Consider the following 19566-nt stretch of genomic DNA (forward strand, 5'->3'; position numbering starts at 1 on the left):
GGGCTTGCGCCCGCCCGGCGGATTACCAGGTCTGGGTAGCCTTGAACTTGTCCAGGGCAGCCTTGAGGCCTGACTCGATCTCGTCGTTGTAATCGCCTTTCACATTGATCTTGGCCAGCAGCTCGGCGTGCTCGCTACGCATGTAGGAGAGCAGGGCTTCTTCAAAGGCGACGACCTTCTTGACCTCGACGTCGTTCAGGTAACCCTTCTCGGCGGCGAACAGGGACACGCCCATTTCGGCGACGGACATGGGGGCGAACTGCTTCTGCTTGAGCAGCTCGGTTACCTTCTGGCCGTGGTCCAGCTGACGGCGGGTGGCGTCGTCCAGGTCAGAGGCGAACTGGGCGAAAGCCGCCAGTTCACGGTACTGAGCCAGGGCGGTACGGATGCCACCGGACAGCTTCTTGATGATCTTGGTCTGAGCGGCACCACCCACGCGGGATACGGAGATACCCGGGTCAGCTGCCGGACGGATGCCGGAGTTGAAGAGGTTGGTGGTCAGGAAGATCTGGCCGTCGGTGATGGAGATCACGTTGGTCGGAACGAAGGCAGACACGTCGCCGGCCTGGGTTTCGATGATCGGCAGGGCGGTCAGAGAGCCGGTCTTACCTTTCACTTCGCCCTTGGTGAACTTCTCGACGTAGTCGGCGTTCACGCGGGAGGCACGCTCCAGCAGGCGGGAGTGCAGGTAGAAGACGTCACCCGGGTAGGCTTCGCGGCCCGGCGGGCGGCGCAGCAGCAGGGAGATCTGACGGTAGGCAACGGCCTGCTTGGACAGGTCGTCGTACACGATCAGGGCGTCTTCACCGCGGTCACGGAAGTACTCACCCATGGCACAGCCGGAGTAGGGCGCCAGGTACTGCAGGGCAGCGGCTTCGGAAGCGGAGGCAACCACGACGATGGTGTTGGCCAGGGCGCCGTGCTCTTCGAGCTTGCGCACCACGTTGGCGATGGTGGAGGCCTTCTGACCGATGGCGACGTAGACGCATTTCACGCCAGAAGTTTTCTGGTTGATGATGGCGTCGATGGCCAGGGCGGTCTTACCGACCTGACGGTCACCGATGATCAGCTCACGCTGACCGCGGCCTACCGGTACCATGGCGTCGATGGCCTTGTAACCGGTCTGCAGGGGCTGGTCTACACCTTGACGGTCGATAACGCCGGGGGCGATGACTTCTACAGGAGAGAAGCCGTCGTGCTCCAACGGACCCTTGCCGTCGATGGGCTCACCCAGGGTGTTGACTACGCGGCCCAGCAGGCCACGGCCTACCGGTACCTGCAGGATGCGGCCGGTGGACTTGACCTTGGTGCCTTCGGCCAGATCGGCGTAGGGGCCCATGACCACGGCGCCCACGGAGTCACGCTCCAGGTTCAGGGCGATGGCGTAGCGGTTGCCAGGCAGTTCAATCATTTCGCCTTGCATGACGTCAGCGAGGCCGTGAATGCGGATGATACCGTCGGACACGGATACGATGGTGCCCTCGTCATGCGCTTCACTGACGACGTCGAACTGCTCAATACGGGATTTGATCAGCTCGGCGATTTCGGTGGAATTCAGTTGCATGCTCTATTCCCCAATCAGGATTGCAGCCGGTGTGCCATACGTCCCAGCTTGCCTTTGACGGAGCTGTCGATCACCTGGTCACCCACTTGTACCAGGGTGCCGGAGATCAGGGACGGGTCGATGCTGCAATTAAGCTTAACTTTGCGTGCGAGACGCTTCTCCAGCGCAGCACTCAGCTTGCTCTGCTCGTCAGCGCTCAGAGCCACGGCGGACTTGACGTCGGCCTGGACTTCCTGGGCGTATTCATGACGCAGCTCGGCATAGAGCTCTGCGACTGCCGGCAGGGCCGACAGGCGTTCGTTTTCGGCCATCACCTTCACCAGGTTCTGGCCGTTTGCGTCCAGTTGCTCGCCGCAGATCTGGATCAGGGCATCGGCCTTGTGGCCGGTGCTCAGGTTGCTGGCGAACAGGGCCTGCAGCTTGTCGTGCTTGGCCACTTCGCCGGCAAAGTGCAGCATGGCTGCCCACTGATCGACGGCGGCCTTCTCGACCGCAAAATCAAAAGCCGCTTTGGCGTAGGGACGAGCAACGGTAGTCAGCTCAGACATGGCTCCCCCTATCACAGTTCGGCGACAATCTTGTCGAGAATGTCGCGGTGTGCAGCTTCGTCAATGGAACGCGCGAGGATCTTCTCGGCGCCGGCAATAGCAAGAGCAGCAACTTGCTTGCGCAGGTCTTCTTTGGCCCGCACGCGCTCGGCTTCCACTTCGGCATGGCCGGCAGCGACAATTTTCGCTTTCTCGGCCAGAGCCTCGGTTTGAGCCTCTTCGATGATCTGCGCCTTGCGCTTGTTAGCTTGATCAATAAGGGTACCGGCTTCGGTCTTGGCAGCCTTGATGGTGTCGGCAGCCTTGGCCTGGGCCAGTTCCAGATCTTTGGCAGCGCGGTCAGCGCTGGCCAGACCGTCAGCAATCTTCTTCTGACGATCTTCGATGGCTTTTATCAGCGGCGGCCAAACATACTTCATGCAGAACAGCACGAAGATGATGAAGGCAATCGCCTGGCCGATAAGGGTAGCGTTGATACTCACAACGGGTCTCCTCTAAACCGGTTAATGGGAGGCGTTTCCGTTGATATTAACCAGCCACCTGGCCCAGGAAGGGGTTAGCGAAGGTGAAGAACAGGGCCAGACCAACACCGATCATGGTTACGGCGTCGAGCAGACCGGCGACGATGAACATCTTCACCTGCAGCATGGGAGCCAGTTCAGGCTGACGAGCGGCGCTTTCCAGGAACTTGCCACCCAGCAGACCGAAGCCGATAGCGGTACCCAGGGCACCCAGACCGATCAGAAGAGCAACAGCGATAGCGGTAAAGCCAACGATAGTTTCCATGTGTATCTCCAGTTTCAATGGTTAATGGTTAAAAACAAAACAGCGTTATCAATGGTCTTCACTGGCCAGGCTCAGGTACACGATGGTCAGCATCATGAATATGAAGGCCTGGAGGGTGATGATCAGGATGTGGAAGATGGCCCAGGGTACGGACAGGAACCACTGGCCATACCAAGGCAGCAGGGCGATGAGGATGAAGATCAGCTCGCCTGCGTAGAGGTTACCGAAGAGACGCAGCGCCAGAGAGATGGGCTTGGCGATGAGGGTTACGGTTTCCAGCACGAAGTTGAAGGGGATCATGCTCCAGTGGTTGAAGGGCTGCAGGGTCAGCTCCTTCACGAAACCACCCACGCCCTTGATGGCGATGGAGTAGTAGAGCATCAGTACGAACACACCCAGGGACATGGCGAAAGTGGCGTTCATGTCGGTGGTGGGTACGACTTTGGAGTAGACGTGGTGCGGATCGGCGCCGAAGACGTGCTCGCCTACCCACTGCACGGAAACCGGCAGGAAGTCGACGGGGATCAGGTCCATGAAGTTCATCAGGAAGATCCACACGAAGATGGTCAGGGCCAGGGGGGCAATCAGCTTGGAGCGGCCGTGGAAGGTCTCCTTCACGGAGGTATCCACGAACTCGATCATCATCTCGACGAAGCACTGCAGCTTGCCGGGTACGCCGGTGTCGGCCTTCTTGGCCACCATCCGGAAGATACCCAGGAACAGCAGGCCCAGCAGGGAAGAGACGATCAGGGTGTCGATGTTCCAGGTCCAGAAGCCTTCACCCACTGTCGCATTGGTCAGGTGGTGGTGGATATAGCCGGACGAGGTCAGGGTTTCAGTATTACCAGACATTGTCGGTCCCGTTATTTTCGTTGATTCAAAACCGGCGCCAGCCACTGTGCCACTACCCCTACCCCGTAGGCGGCAAAAAGGGCCCCCACGCGAATAGGGACCCATTTGAGCACAATGACAAACAGCAAAATTGTCAGCCCGAGCTTGGCGGCTTCGCCTTTGTAGAAGCCGTTGACCACTTGCCGGGCCGCCCGCGCTCCCGCCTGACGAAAGGCGATACGGGCGAAAAGCAGGTTGGGCAGCACCACTATCAAGCCACCCAGGAATCCCGAGTAACCCGCATGCCAGCCCCAACCGGCAGCAATCACCATCACAGCGACGAAAACAACCAGGGCCTGGCGTATCACCAGCTGGTAGGCCTGCCGACGCCCGGCAGCGGCCAGTCTGTCCGTCACTTTATTCTCCACTCACCCCGTGAAAACTGCCTTTTTGTCACGAGGGGCCAAAAAACTGGCGAAAGTATACCGTTTTGCAATCTGATTGCAAATCGGGAACAGCCCCGGTGGCCCAGTTTAATGGGGCCTGACCATCAGGTTTTAACGTAGCTTAGGCCAGGCTAATACTGAGAATTCGCAGGAAAGTCCGTAAAATCGGTGAAAAGTGCAGCAGGCACCCAGGGGTGGGGGCTAAACCCTTCTGTTAAATTGATGTTGCTTTACTACAAAAGCCCCTGGAAACAAAAAAAAGCGCCGCTAATGGCGCTTTAATTTGTTCTTTTACCCCTTAACGGCGAAATTCCGCCTCAAAGGGGCAATAGTGCAAAAATCTACAATTCGGCGACACCCAGTTGGGCCAGGATGCCGTCCAGTTCATCCAGGGAAGCGTAGCTGATGGTGACCTTGCCTTTGCCTTTGGGGCCGTTGTTGATGGCGACCTTGGCACCGAAACGCTCTGACAGAGTGGTCTCGAGACGGCGGATATCCGGGTCCTGGGGCTTGTCCACCTTGGCAGGCTTGCCCTCCAGCACCTTCTTGACCAGCTTCTCTGTCTCGCGCACCGACAGGCCCTTGCCGGCTACGACACGGGCCGTGTCGCTCTGGGTGTCGCTAGTGAGGGCCAACAGGGCCCTTGCATGGCCCATCTCGATGTCGCCGTGCTCCAGCAGGCGCTTGACGTCGTCGTTCAAGGAGTTGAGGCGCAGCAGGTTGGTGACGGCGGTGCGGGACTTGCCCACGGCGTCGGCCACTTCCTGGTGGGTCAGCTCGAATTCGCTCATCAGCCGCTTGAGGGCGACCGCCTCTTCCATGGCGTTGAGATCTTCGCGCTGGATGTTCTCGATAAGGGCTATGGCCACGGCGGCGTCATCCGGCACGTCGCGGACCACACAGGGCACCTGATCCAGCTCGGCCATCTGGGAGGCGCGCCAGCGCCTTTCACCGGCGATGATCTCGAACTGCTCGGGGGCCAACTGACGCACCACTATGGGCTGGATCACCCCTTGGGCGCGGATGGAACTGGCCAGCTCCTCGAGAGCGTCGGGGGCCATGTCGCGGCGGGGCTGGTACTTGCCTGGCCTCAACCACTCCACCGGCAGGCGGCGCAGCTCCTTTTCCTTGCCGGTAACCTGGGGCTCAGCCGGCGCCAGCTGCTCTTCCTGACGGTCACGGCTGGCATTGCTGGTGGCCAGCAGGGCGTCCAGGCCACGGCCCAATCCGCGGGGTTTCTTAACCATGGTCATCCCTTACAGTCCGCTGGCTACAGGTAATTCCGAGGTGTCTTCGTCATGGCGGCGCAAGATCTCGCCGGCCAGGGCCAGGTAGGCCTTGGCGCCGTTGGAGGCCTTGTCGTAATAGATCACCGGCGCCCCGAAGCTGGGGGCCTCGGCCAGGCGCACGTTACGGGGAATGACGGTGCGGTAGAGCTTGTCGCCGAAATGGCTTTTCAGCTGATCGGACACATCATTGGCCAGGCGGTTGCGGGCGTCGTACATGGTACGAAGCACCCCTTCGATATGCAGCTTGGGGTTCACCACGGCGGCCAGCTTGCTGATGGTATCCATCAGGGAGGTCAGGCCCTCCAGGGCGTAGTATTCGCACTGCATGGGCACCAGCACCGAATCGGCAGCGGACATGGCGTTGACCGTCAGCAGGTTCAGGGAGGGCGGGCAGTCGATGAAGATGTAATCGTACTGGTCCAGCACCGGGGCCAGGGCGTTGCGCAGCCGGATCTCCCGGGCGAAGAATTCGATCATCTTCACTTCGGCGGCGGTGACGTCGCCGTTGGCCGCAACCAGGTGGTAGCCGCCCACAGTATCCTTGACCACCACCTCTTCCAGCGGCTTTTCGTCCACCAGCAGATCGTAGACGGTGCTCGGCACCTCGTACTTGTCGACCCCGGATCCCATGGTGGCATTGCCCTGGGGATCCAGGTCGATCAGCAGGACCTTGCGCTTGGTTGCCGCCAAGGAGGCGGCCAGGTTGACACTGGTGGTGGTTTTGCCAACACCACCCTTCTGGTTGGCTACGGCTATGACTCTGGCCACTGTTGTCCCTTATCCGTTTAGCTTATCCGCGTATCCTAGCGCGAACAGATGGCGCTGACCATCCAGGCCCGGCACCTCCAGGGGATGAACGGCGCGAACTTCGACATTGGCCGGCAAGGCGTTTATTTCTTCTTCAGGGTATTGGCCCTTCATGGCCAGGAAAACGCCGGAGGCGTCTGTGAGGTGGCCACACCAGTCCAGCATGTCCTGGATGGAGGCGAAGGCGCGGCTGATGACGGCCGCATAGGGCGCCTCGAGCTGGTGCTCCTCCACCCGGCTCTGCACGGCCGTCACGTTTTGGATGCCCAGCTCGTGGCAGGTCTGGCGGATGAAACGGATGCGCTTGCCGAGGGAGTCCAGCAACACGAACTGCTTGTCGGGGTTGACGATGGCCAGGGGCAGGCCAGGCAGGCCAGGGCCTGTGCCCACGTCGATAATGGCACCCTCAGGTAAGTAAGGACTTACCACCAGGCTGTCCACTATGTGCTTGGCCACCATTTCCAAGGGGTCACGGACCGATGTCAGGTTGTAGGCCTTGTTCCACTTGTTGAGGGCTTCCACCAGCTTCACCAGCTGCGCGCGCTGATGATCGGTCACCGTCAGGCTGGTCTGGGCCAGCAGTTCGTCCAGGCGTTCACGCAGCATTTTCGCGCCTCAGCAGACCTTGTTTCTTCAAGTAAACCAGCAGCAAGGAGATGGCCGCCGGGGTGACGCCGGAGATCCGGGATGCCTGGCCGACCGTCTGTGGCTTGGCATCGTTCAATTTCAGGATCACCTCGTTGGACAGGCCCTTGACGTCCTTGTAGTCGAGATCGGCCGGCAGCAGGCTGTGTTCGTTGCGCAGGATCTTGTCGATCTCGTCCTTCTGACGCTCGATGTAACCGGCGTACTTGATCTGGGTCTCCACCTGCTCGGCGGCCTGCTCGTTTTCCAGGGCAGGGCCGAAGCCTTCGATGGCCATCAGGGCCTCATAGGTCATTTCGGGACGGCGTAATAATTCTTCCAGGCTGTTTTCCCGGGTCATGGGAGTCTTCAGCAGGCCGTTGAGGGCCTCGGCCTGGGAGCTACCGGGGTGGGCGAACTGGCCCTTGAGGCGCTGCGCCTCTTTCTCGATCAGCTCGACCTTGTCGCTGAAGGCCTGCCAGCGTTCGTCGTCCACCAGGCCCAGCTCCCGGCCCTTGGCGGTGAGGCGCAGATCGGCGTTGTCTTCCCGCAGCAACAGCCGGTACTCGGCACGGCTGGTGAACATGCGGTAGGGCTCCTTGGTGCCCAGGGTGCTCAGGTCGTCGATAAGCACGCCCATGTAGGCCTCGGAGCGGTGCGGTGCCCAGCCCTCTTCACCGCGGGCCAGGCGAGCGGCGTTGAGGCCGGCGATAAGGCCCTGGGCACCGGCTTCCTCGTAGCCGGTGGTGCCGTTGATCTGCCCGGCGAAGAAGAGGCCACTGATGAACTTGGTCTCCAGGGTGCTCTTGAGATCCCGAGGATCGAAGAAATCATATTCGATGGCATAACCGGGCCGCACTATGTGGGCATTCTCCAGACCACGGATGGAGTGGACTATGTCCAGCTGCACATCGAATGGCAGGGAGGTGGAAATGCCGTTGGGGTAGACCTCGTGGGTTGTCAGGCCTTCGGGTTCAAGGAAGATCTGGTGGCTCTGCTTCTCGGCAAAACGTACCACCTTGTCCTCGATGGAAGGGCAGTAGCGGGGACCTATGCCCTCGATCACACCGGCATACATGGGGCTGCGATCCAGGTTGCCCCTGATCACCTCGTGGGTGGCCTCGTTGGTGTGGGTGATCCAGCAAGGGATCTGCACAGGATGCTGCGATCGTTTGCCGATGAAGGAGAAGGTTGGGGTGGGATCGTCACCGGGCTGCGCTTCCATCACCGAGAAGTCGATGGTGCGGGCATCCAGACGCGGCGGCGTCCCTGTCTTGAGGCGATCAACTCGGAACGGCAGCTCACGCAAGCGGCGAGCCAGGGCATTGGCCGGGGGATCACCGGCACGGCCACCCTCGAAATTGTCGAGCCCGATGTGGATACGGCCCCCGAGGAAAGTCCCTACGGTGAGAACCACCGTAGGGGCAAAGAACTTGAGGCCCATCTGGGTCAGCACCCCTTTGACCTGATCGCCTTCAACGATCAGATCGACACAGGGCTGTTGGAAAAGGGTCAGGTTGGGCTGGTTTTCCAAGGCTTGGCGTACATAGGCCTTGTAAAGGGCCCTGTCGGCCTGGGCGCGCGTGGCCCTTACTGCCGGGCCTTTTGAGGCATTGAGGGTGCGGAACTGGATGCCGCCGTGATCGATGGCTGTGGCCATCAGACCACCCAGGGCATCGATCTCCTTAACCAGGTGACCCTTACCGATCCCGCCGATCGCCGGGTTGCAGGACATCTGTCCCAGGGTATCGATGTTATGGGTCAACAGCAGGGTCTTGCGGCCCATACGCGCAGCCGCCATGGCCGCTTCGGTACCGGCATGACCACCACCTACGACGATCACTTCAAAGTGATGCGGGTTACCCATTTGACACCTCAACGCCAGATCAGAGAAAGCCCGACATTGTACCTTCATGTGGGACTCCGACCAAGCCGGGGATCCACTGTGCGATCAAGTATTAGATCAAAGATCTTTTTTAAAGATCCTTTGTTTCTAGATCTATTAGATCGCCATGGATCTGTGGGTAAGGTGAAAAAGATCAATGAAGGCAGGATCTTGGGTGGGATCGGATCATGTTGATAGCCGTTGATCCCAGCCTGTACTGACTGGGATCAACTTGGGGAGTTATGCACAGGCTGGGGGAGGGTGATAAGTTGCTAAGTGTATAAACAGGGCTTTTCCACCTGCAGGATCCAAGGATATCCACAGGGTTCGAGTCAGGCGAAGGTCTTATTGTGGATCACAATTTGCCGATCTGTTGGTCAAGCCAGGCGCTTGCCTGGTCTTCCGGAAGCTCCGGATCCATCACATCGATATCGATCCTGGGCCACAAGGGGTGGGCACCACAGTCCAGCATGGCCGCTTCCAGTACCTTGCCTCCCTGGCAGAAGCTGTCGTAATTGGTGTCACCTATGGCAAAGACGGCAAAACGTACCCCACGCAGGTCAGGCTTCTCGGCCAACTGCTCACCGAAGGGCTGGATATTGTCCGGAAGCTCGCCGGCACCGTGAGTGGCGCTGCAGATGAGCCAGGTGCCGTCCAGAGGGAGATCATGAAGGTTGGGAGTTAGGTGCAATTGGGGTTCGTGCCCGGCCTCGCGCAGCTTGTCTGCCAGGGCGTCAGCCACATATTCGGTGCCGCCCAGGGTGCTGCCTACCAGGAGATGGATCTCGGACAAGGGAATGACTCCTTCGATTTGGGGCCCCATGATATCGCAATGCTGCCCATCTCTCCCTAACGGGCAGCCATGGTAAAGCGCCAATCCTGATAGTGCAGTATCACTCCGGTTGGGGTGATCTCCTCCAAGTCCAGGCCAGGGGCCAGTTCGTTGCCTTCCCGATATAAGTGGCCGTTGACCTTGACCAGGCGCTGGTCGGGTTCGGGGCTGTAGAGATGGACGCTGAAATTCAGGGCGGGCAATTGTCTTTGGATATCCACGGGCAATTCTCGCCATGAGGGTAACTGGGGAACGGGCGCAGCCTGGCCCTCACTTACCGTTTCCGTAACGGCGGTTGATACTGCTGTTGCTTCCTTGGCGGGCTCCTTGTCTTTAAGGACCATGGCTTCTTCTTCCAGCGCCTTTACCTTGGGAGGCAAGGCTGGACTGTCGTTTTTGGGCTGGACCGGCTTAGCCTCTTCCAGCACCAGGGGAGGCACCTTGGCGTCGCCACCCAAGAGGGCGCTCAGATCCTCTTTTTTCCCTTTGGTTGGGACGGCGGCGGTTTGGGGTTTGTCCTTCAAGGGGCTTACCGGTGCTTTCCTTACCTGGGACTGGGCATGTTGGGCCGCGCTGGGCTGGGTTCTTGCCTCTGGTTGGTGGACAGGCGTATCCGGCCACAGCAGGTAAATAAGGGGAAACAGCAACAACCACAGCAGATGAAAGGGCCTTGGCAGCCAGTTCTCTTCGTTTTGGGTTTCTACCACCAATGGCTCTACCACCAGGTTGGCCCCAGGTTGGCCCTCCTGGCGTTGGCGTTCCGATTGCTTGAGGACATCCAGTATGTAGGACATGGTCAGCCCTCCGGCGCCGCCAGCAATGGCACGCTACCGTCGGTCAGGGCGGTCAGCCGCATGCTGGTTTCAGGGCCTACCACGCCGTCCGCCGCCAGGCCTTCCTTGAATTGAAAAGCCTTTACATCCCGAAACAGCACGAAATCATAGGTAGCTTCAGGCAGTTTTCGTTCCTGCCTTTGATTGATCGCCGCCATCTGATGCTCCAGCCAAGCTACCGCCAGCCCTTGGCTGCCGGGGCGTAGCGGTTGGTCGTAACCGGGAGGGAGCCGCCACAGCAGGCTGTAGTTGCCCTGCCAGTGGCTTCTGAGTTCGTCACTCGGCATCTCAAACTGTTGGTCGGCGACAAGCACTTTCACTTTATCCCCCTCGATGGAGAGCAGGGTCAGGTAGAAGCTTTGGCCCTGCTCCCCCTCCACCTGCAGCACGGCCGGTCGGTTATAGGCGGCCAGGGCCTGCCAGTCGCCGTCGGCGATCAAGCAGCCCAGTCCCTGTTCCTTGGCAAATTGGCAGGGGGCCGGTTGGGCGGCGGGCTTGTAGTCGAGATGCCACTGCTTGAACAAGGTGCGAAAGGCGATGGCCTGGCTGAGGGGCAAAGGGATGTGTTCAGGCCATTGCCAGGGATCTTGGGGGGCGGCCGGCGGTGGTGCCTCTACTATGGGGGCAGGTACTGAGGCCGCCTCTTGGCTGGCTTGTTGCTGTGGCTTGGCGGGAAGCGGCTTGGGCTCGGCACTGGCCGTTGGTAGGCTGGGCCACAACCTTGGCTGCCAAAGCACCAGGGCGACGGCCAGCAATGCCAGTGCCAAGGCACCCAGGGCCCAGGGGCGCCAGGCCGGCGGCCGCTGGTGGCCCCGCAGTTCCTTGGCCGCCTGTTTAAGTGTCGCGGTGCCGACTCTGCTGCGGCGCTGCACATAGGTGCCCAGCAAGGCCCGGTCGCAAAGCAGGTTGATGACCCTGGGGATCCCCTGGGACAAGGCGTAAAGGCGGTGCAGGGCCCTCCTGGTGAAAAGGGGTCTTTCCACACCCGCCACCGTCAACCTGTGTTGGACATAGGCCTGCATTTCCCTCTGGGACAAGGGACCAAGGTGGAAACGGGCCGTGATCCGCTGGGCCAGTTGGCGCAGTTCCGGCTTGGCCAACATGTCCAGCAGTTCGGGTTGGCCCAGCAAGATGATCTGCAGCAACTTGCGGCTGTTGGTTTCCAGGTTGGTCAGCAACCGCAGTTGCTCCAGTACGTCGCTGGACAGGTTTTGGGCTTCGTCGATGATCAGTACCGTCTGGCGGCCCTCGGCATGGCTGCGCAGCAGGTGGTTGTTGAGGGCATCTATGTAGACCTTGAGCCAGCGCTCGCCGGGAGGATAGGGAATGCCCAACTCGTCGCAGATGGCGGCCAACAGTTCCAATACCGAATACTTGGGATTGAGGATGAAGGCCAGATCTGTCTTGGGGCCCAGGCTGTCCAGCAGGCTGCGGCAGACAGTGGTCTTGCCTGTTCCCACTTCCCCTGTCAGCAGCACGAAACCATTGTCGTTACGGATACCGTAAAGCAGGTGGGCCAATGCCTCCTTGTGCTGCTCGCTCAGGTACAGGTAGCGGGGATCCGGCGCTATGGAAAAGGGCGCTTCCGTCAGCCCGAAGTAACTGTTGTACATGGCATGCAAACCGGCATGGGAATTCCCTTCAACTATAAGTGCGGATCTTCAACTTGGCATTTTGGTGGGGGAATGAACAAAACGTGAACGCCTCTTGAGGCCAGTAAGATAGCGGGTTAGGTGGACTAAACTTGGGAAGTCAGGCCCCTGCGTCAGGAAGTCTCGTGAATAACATCCAAAGAGAATGGCCGAGCCAGGGAGAGGAAGGTCAGCGAAAAGCCTTGTTTCTGGACCTGGTCCCTCAAGAAGGGGGGATAGATTTGGCGGGGTGGCACCTCGACAAGGCCACCAGTCCTGCCCGCGCCAGGGCCATGCTGGCCGAGAACGGTTACCAGGTGGGTATCGCCAGGGCTTGCCAGTTGGGGGAGCGGCAAAAGGAAGAGCTCGAAGATGTGCTCTGCGACGTCAACGCCCCGGCCTGGATAGTGCTCGTCAGCGCCGAGGACCTCAATGACCAGGACTTCTGCCGGCTCATCTACGAAAACTGCTACGACTTCTACACCCTGCCTCTCGATGACAAATCCAACTATCTCAAAGCCACCCTGGGCCATGCCTATGGCATCACCAAGCTGCGGGAGATGGGGGAGCGGCAGTTGTCCAGTTTGGACGAATGCCAGATGGTGGGGGCCAGCCCCGCCATCATGCAGGTTTTCCAGCAGATACGGAAAGTGGCCGCAGTCGAAGCCCCTGTCCTTATCCGCGGTGAGAGCGGCACCGGCAAGGAACTTATCGCCCGCGCCATCCATCAGCGCTCCAACCGCCACCGTGGCCCTTTCGTGGCCGTCAATTGCGGTGCCTTGCCCGATACCCTGATCCAGTCCGAATTGTTCGGGCATGAGAAGGGGGCTTTCACCGGTGCCCTGCGGCGCAAGATTGGCCGATTTGAAACTGCCCAAGGGGGCACCCTCTTTCTGGATGAAATCGGCGATCTGCCCCTGGAGCTTCAGGTCAACCTGCTGCGCTTCCTCCAGGAAGGCACCATAGAGCGGGTGGGGGGAGAGGAGAGCATTCCCATTGATGTCCGGGTCATCGCAGCCACCCATGTGGACTTGGAGGATGCCGTCGCCAAGGGGCGTTTCCGGGAAGACCTTTACTACCGGCTCAACGTGCTGCACATGCAGGTGCCGCCGTTGCGGGAAAGGCCTGGCGACGTGGAACTGCTGGCCCGCTTCTATTTCCAGAAATTCAGCCTGGACCATAACGCCAAAGCCAAGGGATTCAGCCAACAGGCACTGATGGCCATCAGCCAGCACAGTTGGCCAGGCAATGTGCGGGAGATGATCAACCGCATCCGCAGGGCCCTGGTGATGAGCGAAAACAAGTTGATCAGTGCCGAAGATCTGGGCTTGGAGAGCCAGGAACAACAGAAGGCGGTCATCAGCCTGGAGCAGGCTCGGCATCAGGCCGAAAGGGAGGCGGTGATACTGTCCATGGCCCACAGCCAGCACAATGTCTCCGAGGCTGCCCGGCTGCTGGGCGTATCCAGGGTGACCCTGTACCGCCTGCTGGACAAGCATGGCCTTAATTGACCCTTTGTTGTTTCAATGGCGAGACAGTGATGTGATCTGACTCGCCTCTCTGTTCATTTCTTTTTAAAAATCAGCAAGTTGATTTTTTGGCTTAAAGATTGCCTCACTTTTTTCGGTTTAGGCACCGGTAACCCCCATGACACCGCAAGAGCAAAGCAAACAAAGGCGTAAGCTGGCGAGGTTGGCGGCCATGCTGGAGGAGCCGGCCATACCCCATAGGACCCTGTTGATCTGGAGCTATCAGACGCTGCTGGAGCTGTTGGAAGAGCCCCATGTCACGCTGTGGGACGAGTACAAGCCCAGAACCAAGCGGTAAATATTGCACTCCCCTCTCGATTTTTAATCCAAGTTGAAAAAGCCGTTCATCCCCACAGTCAGGCTTCAGCTGTTTCACCAAGCTGACAGTTTTCCAAGAAATTAAGTAAAAGTAAGTAAAATCAAATAGTTATAACGAAGTTGCTGTTTCACTTAAGAAACAATCACTTACCATATGGTTTACGGAAGGAAAAGGGCCCTGTGATGGCTTTCTCAAATCAATAAATTCCTGAAACGACGGCCGGACATCGATGAAACAGGCCCTGTTCTTCGTTTTGCTTAAGCAACTCATGAAGTTAGCCGAATGGCCTGGCCTTGGAGCCTGTAATAACTAGGCATGGCGGGGTTCTTTAGGGAGAGGCCTGTATGTTTTTCGTTCAGTTTTGGCGTGTTAGAGTCCCCCTCGCTTGCTTGACCGAACTCGGCAAGCTCAGCCTTCGGCAGGGGTCTTTTTCAAGGCGTGCTGAGCGGTGTGGAGCGGAATCTCCCGGGCCTGTGAAAATTGCAGAAAGATCCTCTCCTGTAAAAGGCAAACTTCGGGTAACCGGAGGGCGCAAAGCCATGGGTCCCTAGTGGATCGCCAGGCCGCCGAAAGAGAGTATCCCCTTCTCGGGCCTTAGCCTGCTGAGGATCTTTCTCCCTGTGCTGGAGGAGATCCCATTGAAACTGGTTAGCCACTTTCTCAGCAAGACTGCCCAACTGCTGGCCCTCGGAGCCCTGCTCTCATCAAGTTTGCCTACCCAGGCCCAGGTGCTGCCCGCCATAGGGGAACAACGCACCCTGGTGTTGATGGTCAACTTCCAAGACGCCCCTGACAACAAACCTTGGACGGCAGCCCAGCTGCAGGACCTGGTCTTTAACCAGAACGATGCCTTTTATCGTGACGCCTCTGGCGACAAGGTCTGGTTCAGCGGTGACGTGGACAGCAGCTGGCTTACCGTCTCCCTGGACAGCAGCCAGTGCCAATCCGATACCCTGGCCCAGCAGGCCAATGCCCTTGCCCAGGCCCAAGGCTACAACCTGGCCGATTATGGCCTGGTGCTCTACTTCCATCCCACGAACGGTTGTGGCTGGAGCGGCATGGGGATACTGGACTCGGCCGGCCGAAGGGTCTTCCTCAACGGCGATACTACCTTGAGGGTCTTGAGCCATGAGATAGGTCATACCTTCGGCCTGCTCCATGCCCATGCCTTGGATTGCGATCAAGTCACAGAGGGCAATTGTCGCAGTCTCGAATACGGTGACGTTTACGACGTGATGGGCAGCCAGCTGGCCTACTTCAACGCCTTCGAAGAAGGCCTGCTGGGTTGGCAGCCCAATGTTGCCCAGGCCAACGATGGTGTCTATCAGTTGGCTCCCTTCCATACCGGCCAAGGGGTCGAAGCCCTCAAGGTACCTGCAGGCACCGACGCTTCAGGTGCCCAGCGCTGGCTTTACCTGGAATACCGTCCCGCCTTGGGCTATGACGCCTGGATGCAGAGCACCACTAACGTGGCCCAGGGGCTGTTGGTGCGCAGCGTCGTCGAAGGTGATCCCAATAGCAGCCAATTGCTGGACATGACTCCGGGGTCGGCCCTGTTCGGCGATTTCAATGATGCCGTCCTGACCGTCGGCCAGCAGTTTGTGGATCCCCAGTCCGGTGCCGTGATCAGCCTGGAATCCCTGGACGACAAGGGTGCCACCGTCTGGGTGAGTGCCCAGGCCGCCCAATGCACCGCCACGGCGCCGGCCCTTAGCCTGAGCCCGGCCACCAGCCCCAGCATGCAGGCAGGGCAAGGCTATGGTTTCCAACTGATGGTCACCAACGGTGATGCCACCGGTTGCAGCAACAAGACGATCAATCTGGCGGCCCAATGGCCAACCGGCTGGAGTGGTAGCCTGTCCAGCAGCTCCCTGACCTTGGCTCCTGGCGCCAGCAGCACCGTGCAGCTTTGGGTCCAGTCCAGCAGCCAGGCTTTGGCCGGTAATTACAATGTGCCGGTACAGGCCAGCGCCTCGGGCCTTCAGGGCGCCACCACCGCCACCTTCGTGGTAGGGGCCGCTAACAGTGCACCCGTGGCGGTGAACGACAGTGCCAGCACCCAGGCCGGTACCGGCGTCAGCATCCCGGTACTGGCCAACGACTCGGATCCCGACGGCAACAGCCTCAGCATCAGCTCGGTGAGCGGTGTCAACGGCAGTGCCCTGATCCAGGGATCTTCTATCCTGTTCACCCCGGTCAGTGGTTTCAGCGGCTCTACCAGCTTCAGCTACAGCATCTCTGATGGTCAGGGCGGTAGTGCCAGCGCTACCGTGACCGTCAGTGTGGCTGCGGCCAACCAAGCGCCCCTGGCAGTGGACGACAGCGCCTCCACCAGCGGTAGCAGCGTCACCATAGCGGTGTTGGCCAACGACTCGGATCCCGATGGCGACAAGCTGACGGTCAGCGCCGTGACCCAGGGCAGCAAGGGCTCGGTGCTGGTCAATAGCGACGGCACCCTCACCTATATTCCCGGCAGGCGCTTCAAGGGCAGCGACAGCTTCAGCTACAGCATCTCAGACGGCAAAGGCGGCAGTGCCAGCGCTACCGTCAGCATCGGCAGCAGCAGCTCTGGCGGCAGCACCGGAGGTGGTGGTTCTAAGGGCCACAAATAAAAAAGGCGGGCTTGATGCCCGCCTTTTCCTTTAGTTGGTGTTGTCCGGGCAGAGCGGGCAACTGGCGGTCGCTGTCTTGGCGACGCCATTATTGACATCAGTACCACTGAGCTTGCCCTTGGCCAGGGCGCTGGCGGTGTTGCTGAACAGCACAGAGCCGGGGTTGGTCAGGGCGCCGATGATGGACAGGCCGTCAGGCTTGTACTGCTGCTTGAAGGTTACGGACTTGCCGAGGCCCAGCGAGCCTGTGCACTTGGCGTCGGCTGACGCTGTCTTGCTGGTACAGCTGAAGGTGTTTTCGCCGCTGTCATAGACCAGGTCCTGGACCTCGGCGTCAGACACCACCACGGGACTCAGGGCTTCATTACCGGTATTGGTTACCGTAATGATGTTGCCTACCTTGACCAGCACTATGTCGTTCTCGGCCGACAATATGACCCCGGTGCCGCCACCCAGGGAGCTGTCGCAGACCTTGGTGATGCTGAGGTCAGGGTTGAGCGCCAAACTGCAGGACGCGGTAGCCGGAGCCGAATCGACTGTGTCATTGGAGTCGAAGGCATTGGTGCCGTGGGCAGTAATGGTGTCGGTATGGCTGGTCTGGGTGGTGGAGGTCAGGGTGTACTTGAAGGCCAGCTGTTCGCCGGGCAGCAAGGTGCCGGTGAAGGGAGGCTCTCCTGTGTCGACCACACCGTCCTTGTTGCTGTCGTAGACCACGGTGAACAGCGACGGATTCAGAACACTATCGGTCAGGTTGACGTTAACCAACTTGATATTACCGGTATTGGTGGCATGGCCGGTGATCTCGGCCCTGAAGGTGTCGCCGTTATCCAGGAAGGCTTCGCAGGCCTTGGCGGCGGATATGGCGGCATTGCCTGTAGCCGTACAGTTGGCGGTGGCATTGTCGGACAACAGCTCGGCCCCATATTGGTCATAGGCTTTGAGCACTATGGTGTCGCTGAAGTCCAGGCTGCTTAATGGCCCAGAGACGTCATAGTGGCCCTCAAAGCGGGCTGTCTGCTGGGCTCCCAGGTTGAAGCTGGCGGTGGCTGTACCCAGGCCTGACAGGCTGCCAGGGGTGCTGTCGCCGGCGGTGCAGATGCCGTCAGAACCGGGAGCGGAGTTGCCTTCGTCCCAATCGTCGAAGCAGACCTTGTCGATCACGGCGCCGGGCTGGCTGTCACTCAACTTCATGTCAAGGGCCAGGCCGCCGGTGTTGCTGGCGTTGCCGTAGAAGGTCACCGACACCTTGTCGCCGGCTTCGTTGATGGTGGCCTTGCAGTCCTTGCTGACGTTGATGCTGCAAACGTCGAAGTCGCCGATCACGAAGTCCTTGAGGGTGGCGGTTTCAGACCGTGAAGAGCGGGTTTCCGCCAGGAAGCTGCTGAGGCAGGGGGTGCTGCCCAGCAGTTGGGTGACGTTGATCCCCCCTTCGAAGAAGGTCTCATAGGGCATGTCGCTGGTGCTCAGGCCGCCTTTGGGGGTGTAGTCCCAGGGCGGGTTGGGGATGGGGTCCAGGTTGGTGATGGCGCAGGCCAGCTTGTTGTCGGTGCCGTCGCAGAGGGCATTGCCGCCCATCTCCGAGGTATAGATCTGGTCCAGGGGGCCTATGCTGTGGCCGTCGCTGTCCAGGTTGCCGTCGCCGTCATAGTCGTCGGGATCCCATTCATAGGCCTTGATGACCGGCATGGCCCCAGAGGCTTGGGGATATTCCACCAGCACCAGCAGATCGCCGGGGCCCGCAGCTGACATTTTCACATGAACACCGTCGAACTGGCTGGCGCCATTCTTGGAGATCTTGTTCTGGAAGAACCAGAAGCCGGCAAAGGCGTCACCAGAGTTGTCGTAGCGATCCAGGCCGAAGTAGATGATGAGATCCCCTTTCTTATGGGGACCACTATCAACGGGGTTGATGTAGGCGGCGGCATAGGCGTTGGTGATGTCGTCCTTGTCGGGCACGCCACCGTCCTTGTACCACCAGTTGTTGACGTCATAGATGTCCTTGGAGCCCCCTTTCCAGTAGATGGTCTCTGGGCTGGGGTCGGCCAGGACGCCGGTGAAGGCGATGGGGGAGCCGCCGCCACCATAGAGGGTATCCCAGTCGTCACCGGCAACGGCGCCGTTCTCGGCAGTGTTACCGTCCAGTTCAAAGAGCCCTATGCCGTCTACCGCTGGAACAGGGTAGGCCGTCAGCAGGGCGGCTGAGATCAAGGCTCCCAGCCCCAAGCCTTTGAAGCTTATCAATCTGCGTTTCATCTTCCACCTCCGGTGCCACGGATGGATGGTTCGGGCTGGATCCTGAATACCTTTTCCCTGGTGGGGAGGGGGCAGTTTCCAGCAATCAGAGGGCCGGACCCTGCTGGGTCCGACTCGGTGAAAGAGAACAGCAACGACTGTGCCTTAAATTTAAACGATTGATTTTTATTGTTTTTATTGGTTTGAACTCGGCTTTCGGCGATGTTCTGTATACCTTGCCTTACAGGTCACAGAGTCGCTGGAACCTAAGCCATTGTGAACCATGAATTTCGGCCAAAATAGAAGCGTTTCAGCAACTTAACAGTGCCAAAAAGTGGGCTGTGATGGCTTTCGCAAATTGGCAAATTGTCTTGCTGGGATTGACGATGGGGCACTGCTCTTGGTCATCACTCTTTTGCTTAAGCAACTCATGAAGTTAGCTGAGTGGACAGGCCTTGGTGCCAGTAATAACTAGGCATGGAGGGGTTTTTTAGGGAGTGGTCTGTATATTTTTCGTTCAGTTTTGGCGTGTTAGAGTCCCTCCCGCTTGCTTGACCAAACTCGGCAAGCTCAGCCTTCGGCAGGGGCCTTTTCCAAGGCGTGCTGAGCGGTGTGGAGCGGAATCTCCCGGGCCTGTGAAAATTGCAGAAAGATCCTCTCCTGTAAAAGGCAAACTTCGGGTAACCGGAGGGCGCAAAGCCATGGGTCCCTAGTGGATCGCCAGGCCGCCGAAAGAGAGTATCCCCTTCTCGGGCCTTAGCCTGCTGAGGATCTTTCTCCTTACTTTGGAGGAGATCC

At 59.3% G+C, this 19566-nt stretch carries 17 protein-coding genes and 2 riboswitches; of the genes, 3 read left to right on the plus strand and 14 right to left on the minus strand.

Annotated elements, in window-relative coordinates; translation table 11 throughout:
- Positions 1 to 22 precede the first annotated feature (22 nt).
- The 13 genes from atpA to PVT67_RS18660 all read right to left on the minus strand — a co-directional run bounded on the left by atpA (position 23) and on the right by PVT67_RS18660 (position 12058).
- Positions 23 to 1564, minus strand: coding sequence for a F0F1 ATP synthase subunit alpha (gene atpA / locus PVT67_RS18600; protein ID WP_301496412.1), 1542 nt, complete (start codon positions 1562 to 1564; stop codon positions 23 to 25).
- A gap of 14 nt (positions 1565 to 1578) precedes the next feature.
- Entirely contained in the window at positions 1579 to 2112 is a 534-nt protein-coding gene (gene atpH, locus PVT67_RS18605; protein WP_301496414.1) for a F0F1 ATP synthase subunit delta, read from the minus strand.
- An 11-nt stretch (positions 2113 to 2123) separates the two neighbouring features.
- Positions 2124 to 2594 carry a F0F1 ATP synthase subunit B gene (gene atpF / locus PVT67_RS18610; RefSeq protein WP_301496416.1) on the minus strand — a complete coding sequence of 157 codons (471 nt, stop codon included), beginning with the start codon at positions 2592 to 2594 and terminating at the stop codon, positions 2124 to 2126.
- A 46-nt stretch (positions 2595 to 2640) separates the two neighbouring features.
- Entirely contained in the window at positions 2641 to 2898 is a 258-nt protein-coding gene (gene atpE, locus PVT67_RS18615; RefSeq protein WP_301496418.1) for a F0F1 ATP synthase subunit C, read from the minus strand.
- A 48-nt stretch (positions 2899 to 2946) separates the two neighbouring features.
- Positions 2947 to 3750 (minus strand): F0F1 ATP synthase subunit A, encoded by an 804-nt coding sequence (gene atpB / locus PVT67_RS18620; protein WP_301496420.1) that lies wholly within the window; start codon positions 3748 to 3750, stop codon positions 2947 to 2949.
- Positions 3751 to 3761: 11 nt separating this feature from the next.
- Entirely contained in the window at positions 3762 to 4145 is a 384-nt protein-coding gene (locus PVT67_RS18625) for an ATP synthase subunit I (RefSeq protein ID WP_301496423.1), read from the minus strand.
- Between the two features lie 371 nt (positions 4146 to 4516).
- A complete protein-coding gene (locus PVT67_RS18630) occupies positions 4517 to 5422 on the minus strand; it encodes a ParB/RepB/Spo0J family partition protein (protein WP_301496425.1) in 906 nt (301 codons plus the stop codon).
- A 9-nt stretch (positions 5423 to 5431) separates the two neighbouring features.
- The gene (locus PVT67_RS18635) at positions 5432 to 6232 is read right to left on the minus strand and encodes a ParA family protein (protein ID WP_301496427.1); all 801 of its coding nucleotides are present in this window, start codon (positions 6230 to 6232) and stop codon (positions 5432 to 5434) included.
- A 9-nt stretch (positions 6233 to 6241) separates the two neighbouring features.
- Positions 6242 to 6874, minus strand: coding sequence for a 16S rRNA (guanine(527)-N(7))-methyltransferase RsmG (gene rsmG / locus PVT67_RS18640; RefSeq protein WP_336407859.1), 633 nt, complete (start codon positions 6872 to 6874; stop codon positions 6242 to 6244).
- Positions 6867 to 8762, minus strand: coding sequence for a tRNA uridine-5-carboxymethylaminomethyl(34) synthesis enzyme MnmG (gene mnmG / locus PVT67_RS18645; RefSeq protein ID WP_301496431.1), 1896 nt, complete (start codon positions 8760 to 8762; stop codon positions 6867 to 6869). The genes rsmG and mnmG overlap by 8 nt, the downstream gene beginning before the upstream one ends.
- A 373-nt stretch (positions 8763 to 9135) precedes the next feature.
- Positions 9136 to 9573, minus strand: a complete 438-nt coding sequence (gene mioC, locus PVT67_RS18650; RefSeq protein ID WP_336407784.1) for an FMN-binding protein MioC — start codon at positions 9571 to 9573, stop codon at positions 9136 to 9138.
- 56 nt (positions 9574 to 9629) lie between these two features.
- A complete protein-coding gene (locus tag PVT67_RS18655) occupies positions 9630 to 10406 on the minus strand; it encodes a general secretion pathway protein GspB (RefSeq protein WP_301496435.1) in 777 nt (258 codons plus the stop codon).
- 2 nt (positions 10407 to 10408) lie between these two features.
- A complete protein-coding gene (locus PVT67_RS18660; protein ID WP_301496437.1) occupies positions 10409 to 12058 on the minus strand; it encodes an ExeA family protein in 1650 nt (549 codons plus the stop codon).
- A gap of 260 nt (positions 12059 to 12318) precedes the next feature.
- Between PVT67_RS18660 and PVT67_RS18665 the strand changes: the two genes are divergently transcribed.
- From PVT67_RS18665 to PVT67_RS18675, 3 genes are all read left to right on the plus strand, one after another.
- Positions 12319 to 13587 (plus strand): sigma-54 dependent transcriptional regulator, encoded by a 1269-nt coding sequence (locus PVT67_RS18665; protein WP_301496439.1) that lies wholly within the window; start codon positions 12319 to 12321, stop codon positions 13585 to 13587.
- A gap of 190 nt (positions 13588 to 13777) precedes the next feature.
- The gene (locus PVT67_RS18670; protein ID WP_301496441.1) at positions 13778 to 13903 is read left to right on the plus strand and encodes a hypothetical protein; all 126 of its coding nucleotides are present in this window, start codon (positions 13778 to 13780) and stop codon (positions 13901 to 13903) included.
- A gap of 517 nt (positions 13904 to 14420) precedes the next feature.
- Positions 14421 to 14495, plus strand: a riboswitch (cyclic di-GMP riboswitch).
- A gap of 67 nt (positions 14496 to 14562) precedes the next feature.
- Positions 14563 to 16536, plus strand: a complete 1974-nt coding sequence (locus tag PVT67_RS18675; RefSeq protein ID WP_301496443.1) for an Ig-like domain-containing protein — start codon at positions 14563 to 14565, stop codon at positions 16534 to 16536.
- Positions 16537 to 16566: 30 nt separating this feature from the next.
- On the opposite strand, the gene PVT67_RS18680 is transcribed toward PVT67_RS18675, so the two are convergent.
- Positions 16567 to 18789: a COG1361 family protein gene (locus PVT67_RS18680; protein ID WP_301496445.1), complete on the minus strand. Its 2223-nt coding sequence runs from the start codon at positions 18787 to 18789 to the stop codon at positions 16567 to 16569.
- 637 nt (positions 18790 to 19426) lie between these two features.
- A riboswitch (cyclic di-GMP riboswitch) is annotated at positions 19427 to 19501 on the plus strand.
- Positions 19502 to 19566: the final 65 nt, after the last annotated feature.

This window comes from Gallaecimonas kandeliae (assembly GCF_030450055.1).
Lineage (GTDB): Bacteria > Pseudomonadota > Gammaproteobacteria > Enterobacterales > Gallaecimonadaceae > Gallaecimonas > Gallaecimonas kandeliae.